The sequence below is a fragment of the Hamadaea sp. NPDC051192 genome (genome assembly GCF_040682475.1).
In the GTDB taxonomy this organism is placed as follows: domain Bacteria; phylum Actinomycetota; class Actinomycetes; order Mycobacteriales; family Micromonosporaceae; genus Hamadaea; species Hamadaea flava.
Window position 1 is genome coordinate 12,853 of record NZ_JBFBAZ010000106.1, and the last position, 15,448, is coordinate 28,300.

At 69.8% G+C, this 15,448-nt stretch carries 11 protein-coding genes; 3 read left to right on the top strand and 8 right to left on the bottom strand.

Going from position 1 to position 15,448, the window contains the following annotated elements:
- Positions 1–67: 67 nt before the first annotated feature.
- From AB0M47_RS31550 to AB0M47_RS31585, 8 genes are all read right to left on the bottom strand, one after another.
- Positions 68–1,039 (bottom strand): LuxR C-terminal-related transcriptional regulator, encoded by a 972-nt coding sequence (locus AB0M47_RS31550; protein WP_363420483.1) that lies wholly within the window; start codon positions 1,037–1,039, stop codon positions 68–70.
- A gap of 114 nt (positions 1,040–1,153) precedes the next feature.
- Positions 1,154–4,819 (bottom strand): S8 family serine peptidase, encoded by a 3,666-nt coding sequence (locus AB0M47_RS31555; RefSeq protein WP_363420485.1) that lies wholly within the window; start codon positions 4,817–4,819, stop codon positions 1,154–1,156.
- Positions 4,820–4,931: 112 nt separating this feature from the next.
- Positions 4,932–5,576 (bottom strand): lytic transglycosylase domain-containing protein, encoded by a 645-nt coding sequence (locus AB0M47_RS31560; RefSeq protein ID WP_363420487.1) that lies wholly within the window; start codon positions 5,574–5,576, stop codon positions 4,932–4,934.
- Positions 5,577–5,744: 168 nt separating this feature from the next.
- Positions 5,745–7,064: a PhoH family protein gene (locus AB0M47_RS31565; protein WP_253757969.1), complete on the bottom strand. Its 1,320-nt coding sequence runs from the start codon at positions 7,062–7,064 to the stop codon at positions 5,745–5,747.
- A gap of 53 nt (positions 7,065–7,117) precedes the next feature.
- Positions 7,118–7,732 carry a transglycosylase SLT domain-containing protein gene (locus tag AB0M47_RS31570; protein ID WP_363420489.1) on the bottom strand — a complete coding sequence of 205 codons (615 nt, stop codon included), beginning with the start codon at positions 7,730–7,732 and terminating at the stop codon, positions 7,118–7,120.
- 192 nt (positions 7,733–7,924) lie between these two features.
- Positions 7,925–8,698: an isoprenyl transferase gene (locus AB0M47_RS31575; protein WP_308197726.1), complete on the bottom strand. Its 774-nt coding sequence runs from the start codon at positions 8,696–8,698 to the stop codon at positions 7,925–7,927.
- Positions 8,699–8,732: 34 nt separating this feature from the next.
- Positions 8,733–9,188 (bottom strand): Rrf2 family transcriptional regulator, encoded by a 456-nt coding sequence (locus AB0M47_RS31580; RefSeq protein ID WP_363420491.1) that lies wholly within the window; start codon positions 9,186–9,188, stop codon positions 8,733–8,735.
- Positions 9,189–9,314: 126 nt separating this feature from the next.
- Positions 9,315–11,153, bottom strand: coding sequence for a phosphoenolpyruvate carboxykinase (GTP) (locus tag AB0M47_RS31585; RefSeq protein ID WP_363420493.1), 1,839 nt, complete (start codon positions 11,151–11,153; stop codon positions 9,315–9,317).
- Positions 11,154–11,556: 403 nt separating this feature from the next.
- Between AB0M47_RS31585 and AB0M47_RS31590 the strand changes: the two genes are divergently transcribed.
- From AB0M47_RS31590 to AB0M47_RS31600, 3 genes are all read left to right on the top strand, one after another.
- Positions 11,557–14,058, top strand: coding sequence for a sigma-70 family RNA polymerase sigma factor (locus tag AB0M47_RS31590; protein ID WP_363420495.1), 2,502 nt, complete (start codon positions 11,557–11,559; stop codon positions 14,056–14,058).
- A 10-nt stretch (positions 14,059–14,068) separates the two neighbouring features.
- Positions 14,069–14,524, top strand: coding sequence for a GtrA family protein (locus AB0M47_RS31595; RefSeq protein ID WP_363420498.1), 456 nt, complete (start codon positions 14,069–14,071; stop codon positions 14,522–14,524).
- A 229-nt stretch (positions 14,525–14,753) separates the two neighbouring features.
- Complete coding sequence (locus AB0M47_RS31600; protein ID WP_363420500.1) at positions 14,754–15,380, top strand: GtrA family protein; 627 nt, start codon at positions 14,754–14,756, stop codon at positions 15,378–15,380.
- Positions 15,381–15,448 lie beyond the last annotated feature (68 nt).

A 15,448-nucleotide genomic window follows, 5' to 3' on the forward strand; every position in this document is an offset into this window, starting at 1 on the left:
TCATGGAGTTTCCGGTGTCGACACGCCGCCGACACCACAGTTAACTCCATGATCAACGGGGTGGGGGTTAGGCCCAGTCCTTGCGGGCGGCGTGGAAGCCGAGCTGGACTCGGGTGGTCACCCCGGCCAGATCCATGAGGTGCCGGATGCGCCGCTGCACCGTCCGGGCCGACAGCGCCAGGCTCCCGGCGATGGCGTGATCGGTTAGCCCGGCCAGCAGCAGCATGAGGATCTGGCGGTCGACGTCCTCCAGCTCGTCGCCGGCCTCGATGCCGACCGTGGCGTCCGGGCGTACGCGCACCGGCCGGGCGCGCTGCCAGACCTCTTCATAGAGCGCGATCATGGCGTCGAGTACGCCGCTGGCCTGCACGAGCACGGAGGCGGGCGCGGTGTTCTGATCCTGCAGGAGGGGCAGCATGCCTAGTTCCCGGTCAGCGATGATCATCTTGATCGGCACCTTGTCGACGTACCGGACCTCTTCGCCTTCCTCCAGCGCCTCGGCGATGATCTGGTGACCGCCGGCCATCTCCAGGAAGGCCCGGTCGACGATGACGCGATAGCGCACGCCGCGGGCCATCGACACCGGTTCGGCCGAGTTCTCCCCCGGCGGCACCACGGTCGAGTTGGGCACCACCATGGACCGGACCTCGATCCGGGCGGCGTGCTGCACCTGGGCGAACCGCTGGCGGACGGCATCGGTTCCGGTGATCACCTCGATCACGTCACCCGCCGTACGCCCGATCGTGGCGAGCCGATGGGCCTCGGCCAGCGCCACGAGTTCGGTCTCGGCCGAGCGGAGGTCGTCCCGCTGCTGGCGCAGCAACGCGCCCAACGCTACGGCGGGCGGTGCGACGGCGTACCCGTTGTCCTCGAAGAGCACGAGCCCACGGGCGGTGAGTGAGCCGAGGAGACCGGCCACGACGGCGGCCGGGAGACCGGCACCGGCTTCGAGGTCCGCGGTGGTGACCGGACCGGGGAGGGTGACCAGCGTGCGGTAGAGCCGCTCCTCGTCCTCGGCGAGGCCCAGCGCGGTGAGCATGGACCGCACGATACGAACCCCGAGCGGCACGCGGAACCCCCTGGGCGAGCTGTGATGATGCTGTGATCACGAGCGGGGTGGGACCTCGCGGCCCCACCCCGCCGTCGAACAGGGTCAGCGGATCCCGTAGGCCCGGATGACTTCCTGCTTGATGGTGTATCCGGCGTCGGTGACCGCCGTCGCGCGGACCGAGGCGAACCCGGTCTGACGCGGCAGCCGCAGTTCGCCGGCCCACTTCCCGGACTCCAGGCGCAGGCTCACCTTCTGCCAGGTCGCACCGTCGTCATAGGAGACCTCCAGGGTGACCGAGGTGACCTTGCCGACCGCGTCACCGCCGCCACCGGCCTGGGGACCGGCGGTGAGAGCGATCGGCTGGCGAGCCCCGGCCGGTAGGTTGCCCCGGAGGTCGGTCTGGGCGAGGTAGTTCAGCTCCAGCAACGCGAGCGGCTCGAAGTACTCGCTGTTCACGGTGTCGGAGAAGAACTCCCACTCGGTGTGCGTGCGGGTGGACAGGACCGAATCCCGTGACGCGTCCAGAACCAGCTTGTACGGCTTGTTCCCGGCGGGCACGTCCTCCCACTGCATGTCCGAGCTGTACTTGTTCTCCTTGATGAGAGTGTCGCCCTGGTAGAGCCACATGTGGGTGGGCACCGAACCCCAGTCGAGCGAGCCGCCGTGGTCGATCCCCTCGCCGGACGCCGTCCAGGCCTGGACGTTCAGCGTCAGGTAGTCCTGCCACCGCGAGTTGCGCACGGAGTAGCCCTCGCCGAAGGACGGGTGCACCACCGGCGCGAACCAGGTCAGCTTCGTCGTGGAGCCCGCGCGGTAGGTGTTGAGGTACCCGCGGTCCTCCCAGTCGCCCTGGCTGTGCGTCTCGTGGTACGGAATGCCGGGCGTGACCCACTCGGTACGCGTACCGGGGTACCACTCCCGCTCCTGGAACCCGACGGCCGGCGTGAAGGTCACGTTGTACCGGAAGCCGCCGCCCTCCTGGTCGGTGACCGACTGGTAGCGAGCGTCGATCCGGGCCAGTTGAGCCGCCGACGGGTGGTACTTCAGGTCGGCGTTCGGGATCTGTCCGGTGTAGACCTTCGCGAGGTCGTAGATGTACGTGGCGTACGGGACCTGCTTGGCCGTCAGCCGGGCGTGGCCCGACTTCGCCAGCAGCGTGAGCACCTGACCGAGGTCCCGGTGCACGGTGGCGACCGGGATGGTCGCGCCCTCGTAGTACTCGTTGAGCCGGCCCACCCCGTCGTTGACCACGACGAGCAGCTTCGCGCCGTCGGCGGCGGCGTTCGCGGCCCGGTCGGCCGGAGCGACGTCGTCGGAGCGCTGCACCACGGCGATCTTGCCGCGCGCGGTCACCTTGGCGAAGTCGTCGGCGGAACCCTTGCCCGCGTAGACCACGCCCAGATTGGCGCTGCCGGCCGTCAGCGGGCTGCCCGGCTGGACGGTCGTGTCGAAGCGAAGCAGGCCGCCCAGCCCGGTCAGGCCGAGCATCGGCTCGCCCTGGCGGTAGGTGGTGTCGAGGGTGAACGACCCCTTCGTCAGCTGCTCCGTCGGCGACGCGTACGCGTCGTCGTACATCACCGGCAGCAGGACGGCGTCCCGGTAGCCGGTGCCGTCGCCGTACTCCACCTGGAAGTCGAGCAGCCGCTGCCGGTCCTCGACCCGCTGCGGCGCGTCGATGTCGACCTTGCGGGCCTTGCTCGCGTCGAGCACGACCTCCTTCGGCGAGCTCAGGTCGACCTGCGGCGCGACCAGGAGGGCGATGCCCTGCTCGTCGGCGTGGTCCCCGGCGACGTCGATCGCCGTCTCCAGGGTGTAGGTACCGGGCTGCATCCGGTAGGTGGCGTCCCCGTCGACGTACGCGACACCCGGCCAGAAGTCGCCGGCCTTGTTGATCACGACGTACCCGGCGGCCGGGTTGCCCGACCGGTCGCGCAGCCGGACCGTGAGGTCGTACCGCTCGTCCTCCTTGACCATGCCCAACGCCGTACGCGTGACGACGGTCCCCGTCGTGGCGTCGGCGCCGAGCAGCAGACCGGAGAAGGTGCCCGTCGCGTCGACCGTCGGGTCGCCGGTGACGTTCACCGTCGCCTCGCCGCCGGCCGGCACGGTGACGCTGCTCTGCGACACCGTGAAGGGTCCGCCGCCGGTCACGCTCAACGCGAGGGTGACCGCGGACGTCCCGCTGTTCCGGAAGGTCACCGGCTTGGCGGTGGGCTGCTGCGACGAGTCGTGCGGCCAGGCGTACATGCCGTAGGACAGCGAACCGGTCGCGTCCACCGTGGTGGTGATCGCGTTCGCGACGTCGACCCGGCCGGTGCCCACCTCGAACGGCGTGTACCAGTCGGCGAGGCCCTTCGCGCTGCTCATCAGCGCGTCCTTGAGGCGCGGGCCGGACCAGTCCGGGTGCCGCTGCTTGAGAATGGCGGCCGCGCCCGCGACGTGCGGGGTCGCCATCGAGGTGCCCGAGATCGTCCAGTACATCCCGTCGCCCTCGGCCGGCGACTGCTGCTGCGACCGGGCCGCGGTGATGTCCACGCCCGGGCCGGTGATGTCCGGCTTGAGGCCACCCGTCTTCCACAGTGGACCGGTCGAGCTGAAGTACGCCAGCGCGTCGCTCTTGTCCACGGCGCCGACGGTCAGCGCCGACGCGGCCGAGCCGGGCGAGCCGATCGTCTGCGGGCCGTAGTTGCCGGCGGCGATCACGAACAGCGAGCCGTACTGCGCCGACAGCTGGTCGACGGCGACCGCCATCGGGTCGGTGCCGTCGGAGACCTCGGTGCTGCCCAGGCTCATGCTGATGACGGTCGCGCCGGACTGCGCGGCCCACTCCATGCCGGCGATGATCCAGGAGTCGGCGCCCTCGCCGGAGTTGTTGAGCACCTTCCCGACGATCAGGTCGGCGCCGGGCGCCACGCCCTTGTACTTGCCGCTCGACGCCGCGCCGGTGCCGACGATGGTCGAGGCGACGTGCGTACCGTGGCCGTGGAGGTCGGAGGTGTCCTCGCCCGGCACGAAGCTGACCTTCTCGTCGACCTGCGTCACGAGGTCGGGGTGCGTCGCGTCGATGCCGGTGTCGAGCACAGCCACCTTGACGCCGTGCCCGTCGTAGCCGGCCGCCCACGCCTGCGGCGCGCCGATCTGCGGCACGCTCTCGGCCAGCTGCACCTTGACCTTGCCGTCCAGCCACAGCTTCGCGACGCCCGTGGTGAGCTTGCCGGTCGTCGGGGCCACCGACTCCCAGAAGGTCCGCGCCTGCTTCTTCTCCGCGGTCAGCGCGGCTCCGTTCACCGCGGCCAGGCGGCGGGTCAGCTTGCTGCCGCGCGGCGCGGCCGTGGCGGCTCGCCCTTTCGAATAACTTGCGATCACTGGTACGCCGGCGGAATGCGCGTCGTCGTACCCCATCTCGATGAGGTCACTGACGTCGAAGAGGCGCCTGTCCACTTTGTTCGCGGCGATCAACGGCAGGACCTCGTCGGGCAGGACGAAGAGGTCACCGTGGACGGTGATGACGCGTACGCCGCCGGTGGCGGAATCAGGACGGTCGACGGTGGCGGTCTGGGTGCCGTCGGCCAGCGTGCGGACGGTGACCACGTCACCGGTCACCAGGGTGACTTTGTTCGTCTTGGCCGCGACCGGCTGGGCGGCGAGGCGGGGCTTGTCGGCCGCCGCCGGACTGCCTGGCCCGGTGAGCCCGGCCGCGACGATCGCGAGGGTGGCGCCCGCGGCGGCGAGTCCGCGCCATCGGCGCGAGGACGAGGGGGATGACATGCGGAAGGTCTACCGGCCGGTCATCCTTCCGGACAACGTATTGACGGTGGCGACAAAGCGTCTTGACGCAAAGTCGCCACCGTCAATGGTCGGTGGTGCGAGCTGATGAGGGCTAGTACCAGCCCTTGTCCTCGGAGTGCTGCCAAGCGCCGCACGGCGTCTTGTACCGGTTCTTGATGTACCCGAGTCCCCAGATGATCTGCGTGGCCGGATTGGTCTTCCAGTCGGCGGCGACAGTGGCCATCTTGCTGCCGGGCACGGCCTGCGGGATGCCGTACGCGCCGGACGAGGAGTTGTAGGACTTGTAGTTCCAGTGGCTTTCGCGCGTCCACAACTTGTCCAGGCACGGCATCTGATCGAGGCCGAAGCCGGCCTTGAGCAACTCGGCGCAGCCGATCGCCTTGGCTCCGGTGTACGCCTTGCAGGAGCTGGGAATCGGCCCGTAATCCGGGGGGCGGTTGGCAGTGCGGCGGCTCGCCTCGGCCTCGGCGGCCTTGGCCCGATCGGCCGCGGCCTTCGCCTCGGCGGCGGCCTTCGCGGCCGCCTCGGCCTGCTTGGCCTTCTGCTCAGCGGTGAGGCTGGCCCACTCGGCGAGGTCCTGCTTGAGGATGTCGTTCTCGGCGACGTTCGCGCTGGCCTCCGAGCCACCGTTCCCCGTCCGGCTGTCCGAATCGGAGTTCAGGTAGATGCCACCGGTGACACCGACGGCGAGGAGGGCGAGGGCTGCGACGCGGACACCGATGCGACTGACCGTCACTGGGCAGTCCCTTTCGTGGGGCGACAGGACCACCACGGCGGGAATGCTTCAGCGGGGGGTTTCAATGGGGGTTCCGCCGTGGCTCGACCTCCCACCCTGGCGAAGTCAGCCCGCGTACGCGACCCGCGGGCCACTGAGTGTGGCCCGCGTCACGCCGCAAATATGGACCTAGTTGGGCAGATCCTCTAATAGATCGGTGACCATCTCCGCGATCGGGGACCGTTCGGATCTCGTCAGAGTGACGTGGGCGAAGAGCGGATGCCCCTTCATCGCCTCGATCACCGCGGTCACTCCGTCATGCCGGCCGACCCGGAGATTGTCACGCTGAGCTACGTCATGTGTCAGGACGACTCGGGAACCCTGCCCGATGCGGGACAGGACGGTCAGCAGCACGCCCCGCTCCAGCGACTGCGCCTCGTCGACGATGACGAACGCGTCGTGCAGGCTGCGCCCCCGGATGTGGGTCAACGGCAGGACCTCCACGAGCCCGCGCGTCTCGACTTCCTCCATCACGTTCTCGTGGACGACCGCGCCGAGCGTGTCGAAGACGGCCTGCGCCCACGGCGACATCTTCTCCGACTCGCTACCCGGCAGATAGCCCAGCTCCTGGCCGCCGACGGCGTACAGCGGGCGGAAGACGATCACCTTCTTGTGCTTGCGGCGCTCCATCGCCTGTTCCAGTCCGGCGCACAAGGCCAGGGCCGACTTGCCGGTGCCGGCCCGGCCGCCCAGCGAGACGATCCCGATCGAGTCGTCCAGCAGCAGGTCGATCGCGATCCGCTGCTCGGCCGACCGACCGCGTACGCCGAAGACCTCCCGATCGCCGCGCACGAGCCGCACCGTCTTGTCCGCGTGCATCCGGCCGAGGGCGCTGCCGTTCGAGCTGTGCAGCACCAGTCCGGTGTGGACCGGCAGCTCGATGTCGACGTCGATCGGGTGACCGTCGTAGAGGCGGGCCACCGCCTCCGACGAGACGTCCAGCTCCACCAGACCGGACCAGGTGGGGTCGGCGGCCTGGCCGTGCCGGTACTCGTCGGCGGGCAGGCCGACCGCGGCCGCCTTCACCCGCAGCGGCATGTCCTTGCTGACCAGCGTCACCGGCCGGCCTTCGGCGGCCAGGCCGAGCGCCACGGACAGGATCCGCGCGTCGTTCGTCCCGGTCCGGAAACCCGAGGGCAACAGCATGGGATCGGCGTGATTCAGCTCGACCCGCAGAGTCCCGCCCACGTCGGTGATGGGCAGGGGCTGGTCGAGGCGGCCGTGCCGGACCCGGAGCTCGTCGAGGCGCCGCAACGCCTCGCGGGCGAACCAGCCGAGTTCGGGGTGATGGCGCTTCGCCTCCAGTTCGCTGATGACGACGAGCGGAAGCACGACGTCATGCTCGGCGAATCGGAAGACGGCCGCGGGATCGGCGAGGAGGACGGAGGTGTCCAGCACATATGTGTGCCTGGTTCCCTCACTGGTGATGCCGTGTGATGGGGCGACCATGACTCACGTTAGCGGCATTTCCGCCACCTCCGCCAGACCCCACGCCGTAACAGTTAGTACCAGCCAGTGGACTGTGAGTGAGCCCAGGCCGCCGACGGCGAGCCATAGACCGACTTGATGTAACCGAGACCCCACTTGATCTGCGTGGCCGGATTGGTCCGCCAGTCCGAGCCGGCCGTGGCCATCTTGGTCCCGGGCAACGCCTGCGGAATGCCGTACGCCCCGGAGGAGGGGTTCTCCGCGGTCGCGTCCCAGCCGCTCTCGCGGTTCCACAGCTTCACCAGCGGACTCATCTGGCTGTAGGAGAAGCCGTACGAGGGCAGCAGTTTGCAGGCGATCAGCTTGTTCCCGCTGTACGCCGTGCAGGACGCCGGAATCGTGGCGGTCTTCTTCGGCGTCGCGGCCTTCGTAGCCGTCTTGGCAGGACTCGGCTTCACCGAAGGGCTGGGACTCGCACTCGGACTCGCACTCGGACTGACGGAGGCGCTGGGGCTTTCGGTCGGCCGGTCGTAACTGCGGTCGGCGGCCTCACTCGCGGCGCGGTCCGCCTGAAGCGACGAGACGGTCTGCTCGTCGGCCGAATCCTGGGTCAACGCGAGGCCGAGTCCACCGGCGGCGAACAACGCCGCACCGAGCAGTCCGACCATGATCTTGCGGGGGTAAGGCATGGGGGATGCCTTCCTTTCGTCGTGCAGGGGTCCGCACGACGTTCTCCGCTGAGCAGCTCAGAGGCAAGAAAACATCGAAGAATTGTGGAATTGGCCACGGCCGGACGCGGGCGTACCTCGCCAATCGGACCCAGGCCGCCTTGACCTGGTCTTCAGGCTTCCTCAGGCCCTCTCCGGCGGCCTCGGGCTCGCTCAGGCGCCGAAGCGGCGCTGGCGGTGGGCGTACGCCCGAAGTGCCCGGAGGAAGTCGATGTGCCGGAAGTCCGGCCAGTTCATGTCGCAGAAGTAGAACTCGGAGTGCGCGGACTGCCAGAGCAGGAAGCCGGACAGCCGCTGCTCGCCGCTCGTCCGGATGATCAGGTCGGGGTCGGGCTGCCCCTTGGTGTAGAGGTGCTCGGCGATGTGCTCCACGTCGAGGACCTCGGCCAGCTCCTCGAGAGTGCCACCGGCCTTCGCGTGCTCCTGGAGCAGCGACCGCACGGCGTCGGCGATCTCGCGGCGTCCGCCGTAGCCGACCGCCATGTTGACGACCGCGCCGCCGACCCGGTCGGCCGTCTTCTCCTCGGCCGCCTTGAGCGTCAGCGCGTTCCGCGCCGGCAGCAGGTCCATCGCGCCGGCCATCTTCAGCCGCCAGGGGTTGCCCTCCTCGGCCAGCTCGGTCGCCAGGTCGGAGATGATCTGCAGCAGCGGATCCAGCTCGGCCGGCGGACGCCGCAGATTGTCGGTGGCCAGCAGGTAGAGGGTCACGTGCGGGATGCCGGCCTCGTCGCACCAGCGCAGCAGATCGATGATCCGGCGCGCGCCGACCCGGTGGCCGTCGTTGGGGTCGACGTAGCCCATCTCCTTGGCCCAGCGGCGGTTGCCATCGCACATCACACCGACGTGCCGGGGCCGGATCTTGTTGATCAGCTTGCCCTCGAGCCGGCGCTCGTACAACGAGTACACCAGGTCACGAACGGGCTTCACGCCTGGCAGCCTATCCCTCATCGCGGCCGCCCGCTCACCGTGACTGCCAAGCGTCGGGCGCCTTGGTGAGCGCCACCACGGGATCGGGCAACTCGCCGCTGACGATGTCGCTGAGGCTCACCTCATCGACCACGTTGCGGACGGCCGCGCGTACGGCGACCCAGAGGGTCGGCAGATGCTCGGCGGTCCCGTTATAGCTGGTCTGCTCGGGCCGGTGACCGCGTACGCCGGCCAGGGGGCCGTCGACGGCGCGGAGGACGGCGCCGACCGTCGTCTCGCCCGGGGTCCGAGTGAGGCTGTATCCGCCCTCGGCGCCGCGGATCGAGATCACGATGCCGCCGCGGCGCAGGTCGGCGAGGATCGCCTCCAGGAACTTCCGGGGCAGTGCCTGGGCATCCGCCAGCGCTTGAGCGGAAATAGTCGCGGGGTACGCGGCGGCCAGCTCCAGAGCGGCCCGGACCGCGTACTCGCCGCGTGCGGAAATCTGCACGGTTACACCCTATGTGAACGGCCGCCCCGCGGTGGACGAGGCGGCCGTGGGCTGTGATGCCTCGCCGGCGGCAAGCCGCCGACGATCACGCCCGGCGCACGTACCTGTGGCCGGGCAGGGTCGCCGTCACTCGACGCCGAGGCGGGCCTTGAGCGCGTCGAGCTCGGCCCAGAGTACGCCCGGCAGCTTGTCGCCGAACTTGGTGAACCATTCGGTGATCTGCGGAATCTCCGCCTTCCACTCCTCGGGGTCCACCTTCAGGGCGGCGATCACGTCAGCGGGGTCGAGATCCAGGCCCGAGACGTCGAGCGCCGCCGGCGTCGGGACGAATCCGACCGCCGTGTCCACGGCGTCGGCACGGCCCTCCAGTCGCTCGACGACCCACTTCAGCACGCGTGAGTTCTCGCCGTATCCGGGCCACAGGAACTGGCCCTCGTCACCGCGGCGGAACCAGTTCACGTAGAAGATCTTCGGGAGCTTGGCCGCGTCCGGCGTCTCGCCGCCGCCCTTGCCCATCGCGATCCAGTGGCCGAAGTAGTCGCCGGCGTTGTAGCCGATGAACGGCAGCATCGCCATCGGGTCACGACGGACGACGCCGACCTGCCCGACCGCGGCGGCGGTGGTCTCCGACGACAGCGTCGCGCCCTGGAAAACTCCGTGCACCCAGTCGCGTGCCTCGCTGACCAGCGGGATCGTCGTCTTCCGGCGACCGCCGAACAGGATGGCGTCGATCGGCACCCCGGCCGGGTCCTCATAGGACTCCGCGAGGATCGGGCACTGCTTGATCGGCGTGCAGAAGCGCGAGTTCGGGTGGCTGGACAGTTCGCCGGAGTCCGGCGTCCAGTCGTGGCCGTGCCAGTCGATCAGGTGCGCCGGCGGCTCACCCATCCCCTCCCACCAGACATCGCCCTCGTCGGTCAGCGCGACGTTGGTGAACAGGGAGTTGCCCTTGGCGATGGTCCGCATCGCGTTCGGGTTGGTCTTGTAGTCGGTGCCCGGCGCGACGCCGAACAGGCCGTACTCGGGGTTCACGGCGTACAGGCGGCCGTCGGCGCCGAACCGCATCCAGGCGATGTCGTCGCCCAGCGTCTCGACCTTCCACCCCGGGATGGTCGGCTCCAGCATCGCGAGGTTGGTCTTGCCGCACGCGCTCGGGAACGCCCCGGTGATGTGGTAGACCTTCCCCTCCGGGCTGGTCAGCCGCAGGATCAGCATGTGCTCGGCGAGCCAGCCCTCGTCCCGGCCCATGACCGAGCCGATCCGCAGCGAGTAGCACTTCTTGCCCAGCAACGAGTTGCCGCCGTAGCCGGAGCCGTAGCTCCAGATCAGCCGCTCCTCGGGGAAGTGGGTGATGTACTTCGTCTGGTTGCACGGCCACTCGACGTCGGCCTGGCCGGGCTCCAGCGGCGCACCGACCGAGTGGAGAGCGTGGACGAAGTCGGCGTCGTCCCCCATGGCCTCCAGCACGTGCGCGCCCATCCGGGTCATCACCCGCATCGAGGCGACGACGTACGCCGAATCGGTGATCTCGACGCCGAACATCGGCTTCTCGGCGGTCAGCGGGCCCATGCAGAACGGGATGACGTACAGCGTGCGACCGGTCATGCAACCCCGGTAGAGGTCGGTCATGAGCCGCTTCATCTCGGCCGGCGCCATCCAGTTGTTGGTGGGGCCTGCGTCCGCCTCGTCGACGGAGCAGATGAACGTGCGCTCCTCGACCCGGGCGACGTCGGTCGGGTCGGTCCGCGCCCAGAACGAGTTGGGCTTGATCTCGGGGTTGAGCCGGACCAGGGTGCCCGCCTCGACGAGTTCGTCGGTGAGCCGCGTCCACTCCGCGTCCGAGCCGTCGCACCAGACGATCCGGTCGGGGGTGGTCAGCTCGGCGACCTCGCGTACCCAGGCGAGCAGCTTCGGATGGGTGGTCGGGGCGTCTTCCAGCCCCAAGCTGACGGTCGCAGCGGTCATGGCTCTCTCCTATGTGGTCGACATTGACCGGGAAGGAAGTCGTAGGGCGGCGCCAGAACCCGGCGGGTGCGACGGGATGGCGCGTTCACCTGAACGTGCCCTCAGCGTAAGCCCTGCTACGCCTCCTGAGCCCTTGCCGTCTTGTGAAGAACTGCACAAGCTGCGGCGTTTGTGCGCACGGACGTTCATTTCTCCGTCCCCGCGCGCGTCCGTGCGCAAACCTTGCCGTCCGGCCGTTGTTGATCATGGAGTTTCCGGTTGCGACTCACCGGCGAGACGACAGTTAACTCCATGATCAACGGGGAGGTGGCGGGGGAAATGGGGGTTCCCCTAGATGGGGGACGAAGGTTAGGGTTTTGGGGCATATCGGACAGCCTGCACATAGCTCCCCCCGGAGGCAGCGGTGACCGTTCAGATCGACTCTGCCCTCATCTCGGACGCGGAGTTGCTGACCCGCGTTCGCGGTGGCGACACCGACGCGTACGGCGAGTTGTATCGCCGCCACGCGGACGCGGCGAAGCGCCTCGCCGTCGTCCTGGCCCGTGATCGAGGTGAGGCCGAAGACCTGGCCGCCGACGCGTTCGCACGCGTACTGGGCACGCTCCGGGCGGGCGGTGGGCCGCGGACGGCGTTCCGGCCCTACCTGCTGACCTCGGTACGCAACGCGTTCTACGACCGCGTACGCCGCAATCAGAAGGTCGAGCCGACCGACGTGATCGAGGAGTACGAGCGGCCCGAGCCGTACGAGGATCCGTCGATCGCCGCGCTGGAGCGGTCGTACGCCGCCCGCGCGTTCGCCCGGCTGCCCGAGCGATGGCGTGCGGTGCTGTGGCATACGGAGGTCGAGGGCGAGACGCCGACGCAGATCGCACCGCTGTTCGGGCTGACCGCCAACGCCGTGGCCGTGCTCGCCTTCCGCGCCCGGGAACGGCTGCGCCAGGGATACCTCGCCGAGCACATCACGCTGACCGGGTCGCCCCGGTGCCACTGGACCGGCGAGCACCTGCCCGGCTACGTACGCGCCGGGCTCGCCGGGCGGGAACGCACCAAAGTCGAGGACCACCTCGCCGAGTGCGCCGAGTGCCGCCGCCTCCACCGCGAGCTGACCGAGGCGAACGTGAGCTTACGGGTGGTGCTCGCGCCGTTGCTCCTGGGCGCGGCGGGGCCGGGGTATCTCGTCTCCACCGCGGCGAAGACCGGACTGGCCGGGCTGTGGGCGTCGCTGACGGCCGCGATAGTCGCCTGGTGGCACGGGCTCACCGGCGGCCTCGTCCGCCTGGCGGGTGACGTCTGGTGGTGGCTGACCACGCTGCCGAAACGGCTGGCCCGGCGCTACGGCGGGCCGAACGTGGCCGCTGCGGGCGGGCTGATCCTCGCGGCCGTGCTCGGCGTGGCCGTGTTCGTCGTCAGCGTCGTCGCGCATCCGGGCCTGCCCCAGTCGTCCCGGGGTTCGACCGCCGCCAAGCTGCCCGTACCCGCGCCGGCGGAACCGCCGCTGCTGACCAGTGATCCACAGCCGCCCCTGCTGACCAGTGCGCCACCGCTGCCGACGTTGTCACCGCTGACACCCACGAGCCCGACGCCGAAGGCGCACGCCTCACCAGCCGGTGCACCCGAGGGCGTCTCGATCACCCCGGATCCGGCCGGCTCTTCTTATGTGGCGGGCGGCCGAACCAGACTGCCGCTCGTGTTCAGCCGAACCGAGTCCGGTGGACGCCTCGAAAGCTTGACGCTGGCCGACCGCTCCGCTCGGCGTACCCCTAAGAAGAGCTGGAGCTTCCAGCTGGCCTTGCCCACCGGGGTGACGCTCGCGGGGCGTGCCGCGGGCGACGGCTGGACGTGCCGCGGCGCCTCCGCCGTGACCTGTACGCGAGCCGAGCCGGGCGCGCGGACGGTGGCCAAGGTGCCGATCGCCATCGGGCCGGAGGTGACCGGATTCCAGTCGGTCGGGCTGCGCTTCGCTGGACGATCCATGCGGCTCCGGCTGCCGATCGCGCCGACGGGGACGGTGACGGCCTTCGCGGGCACCGGACGGCTGCGCACGGCGCTCGGCGGCAGCGCGCTGCTCAGCTGCCTGCCCCGACCGGCCTGCCTGACCTCGGACAACAACGCGCTGACCATGGTGCCGCTGCTGCCCACGGAGACCGAGCCGGGTCCGCCTTCCGGCCTGTTCGCACCCGGCGGTCCGACCACTCCGGAAGGGCAGCTCGCCGAGCTGGCCGGGGAGAAGGTCGCGAGCGGTGCCCAGGTGGAGATCCCCCGAGGCGCCCGCGTGCGCTGGGCCGGACTGGTCGTGGGCGGCCCGAAAGCCGTTCCCGGCCTGGTCGCGCTGCATGGGCCCGGCTCTGGCTGGCACCCGGTGAAACTGGTGCGTTCGGCGGGGCAGGCGTACGCGGACGTGACCCGGCTGCTCCAGAGCGACGGCGGCGGCGCGTGGTGGGTGGCCGCGGCCGCCGCCGCGCTGCCCGGCGGGCCCGGGGCGTACGCGGGCTGGAGCATCGCCGTGGTCTACGAACAGGCGACGGCGCCGCTGGCGGAGGTGGCCGTCCAACTCGGCCCGACCGAGCTGAACCGGCCGGACTCCCGCCTGACCGTACGCGTCCTCGACGGGGCCAAGGTCGAGGTCGGCCTGGCGCTGTGGGAGGGCGACCGGGGGCTGACCGGGGACTCGTTGCTGATCGGCCGCCGGGCGGTCGGCGACGCCGGCAACCTGGCCCGGGGCGAAAGCGTCAGCGCCAGCGCTGTGGCCTGCGCCAAGGGTGGATCGTGCGGCTGGCGTACGCCGGGAGTGGATGTGCTGCGGTTCGAAGGCCGCGCCGACGGCGGCACGATCACGCTGCGGTCCGGCAAAGATCCCCTCGTCCTCGGGCTCCTCGCGTACGCCCAGCAGATCGACTCCCGGTAGTCTGAGCCGCGTGTTCCGATCGCTCTACAACCGCTTCCGCCACCTGATCCACGAACTGGGCAAGTTCGGGGTGGTGGGCGGTACGGCGTTCGTCATCGACACGGCGGTCTACAGCGCACTGCTGGCCGCCGACTTCGAGACCACCTTCGCGAAGATCATCGCGACCGTGATCTCGGCGACCTGCGCCTTCATCGGCAACCGGTTCTGGACCTGGCGGGACCGCCCGCGCTCGGCCCTGCACCGCGAATACGTCCTCTATTTCACGTTCAACCTCATCGGGTTGGGCATCACGCTGGCCGTGCTGGGCTTCAGCCACTACGTGCTGGGCTCGATCTGGCCGGCCTTCCAGACCGACCTGGCCGACCTGATCTCCGCGCAGATCGTCGGCAACGCGCTGGCCACGATCTTCCGGTTCTGGACTTATCGGCGGTTCGTCTTCGCCGCGGCCGACAATCCGTCGGCCTGACGGGTACTTCCGAGCAACCACGGCGCTGCCCCGGCGAGGACCGCTCGCTACTTCCGTGCTTCCCGGCGGGACCGCTCGCCGGAACGCGTGCGGACCGTGCGGGCCGGGTCACGGATCGATGATGTTAGCTGTATTTCCGCTGTGTGTTGTGTAACGATCCCGGTGATTTGCCCCGCATACCCGGCCGATCGGTCGTCGGTTCGCGCAGCCATCCCCTAAGGTGGTACGGGTGCGTCTTGTCCGCTTCCTGCCCGAGCGATTCCAGCAGCTCGCCCATGAGGCCCTGAAATTCGGCCTGGTCGGCATCCTCAACACGCTGATCAACCTGGCCGTGTTCAACGCCCTCCTGATCGGCGTGCACGACGTCGGGCGGGTCAAGGCCAACTTCGTGGCGACCGCCGTCGCGACGGTCTTCGCGTACCTGATGAGCCGGTACTGGACCTTCCGTAACCGGCCCAGCGACCACTCCACTTCCCGCGAGTTCGTCCTCTTCGTGATCTTCAACGTGATCGGCCTGGGCATCGAGTCCGCGCTGATCGGCGGCACCGTCTACATCCTGGGCACCAACAGCATCCTCGCGGTCAACATCGCCAAGGTGCTGGGCCTGGGCATCGGAACGGTGTTCCGGTTCTGGGCGTACCGGACGTTCGTCTTCCGGGGCGCGAAGCCGGCTCCCGCCGACGCTGTCGCCCTCGCCGAAGCCGACGACCTCGCCGAGAGCGAGGCGCTGGCCGCCGCCATGGCCACCACGGGGACGCTCGGCGTCGAGGCCACGCTGGAGGAGATCGAGGCGGCGTACTCCGACGGGCTGCTCACCGAGGAGCAGTTCACCGAGCTGACCGCTTCGCAGCGCTAGCCGCGTTCTGCTGCGCGGGGCGCGGGCTGCGCCGGGCGCGGGCTGCGCCGGGCGCGGGCTGCGCGGGC

What these genes read in the sequence shown, in the direction of transcription:
- AB0M47_RS31550 (WP_363420483.1), bottom strand. Translation starts at nt 1,039, where the DNA reads ATGCTCACCGCGCTGGGCCTCGCCGAGGACGAGGAGCGGCTCTACCGC.
- AB0M47_RS31555 (WP_363420485.1), bottom strand. Translation starts at nt 4,819, where the DNA reads ATGTCATCCCCCTCGTCCTCGCGCCGATGGCGCGGACTCGCCGCCGCG.
- AB0M47_RS31565 (WP_253757969.1), bottom strand. Translation starts at nt 7,064, where the DNA reads ATGGTCGCCCCATCACACGGCATCACCAGTGAGGGAACCAGGCACACA.
- AB0M47_RS31570 (WP_363420489.1), bottom strand. Translation starts at nt 7,732, where the DNA reads ATGCCTTACCCCCGCAAGATCATGGTCGGACTGCTCGGTGCGGCGTTG.
- AB0M47_RS31585 (WP_363420493.1), bottom strand. Translation starts at nt 11,153, where the DNA reads ATGACCGCTGCGACCGTCAGCTTGGGGCTGGAAGACGCCCCGACCACC.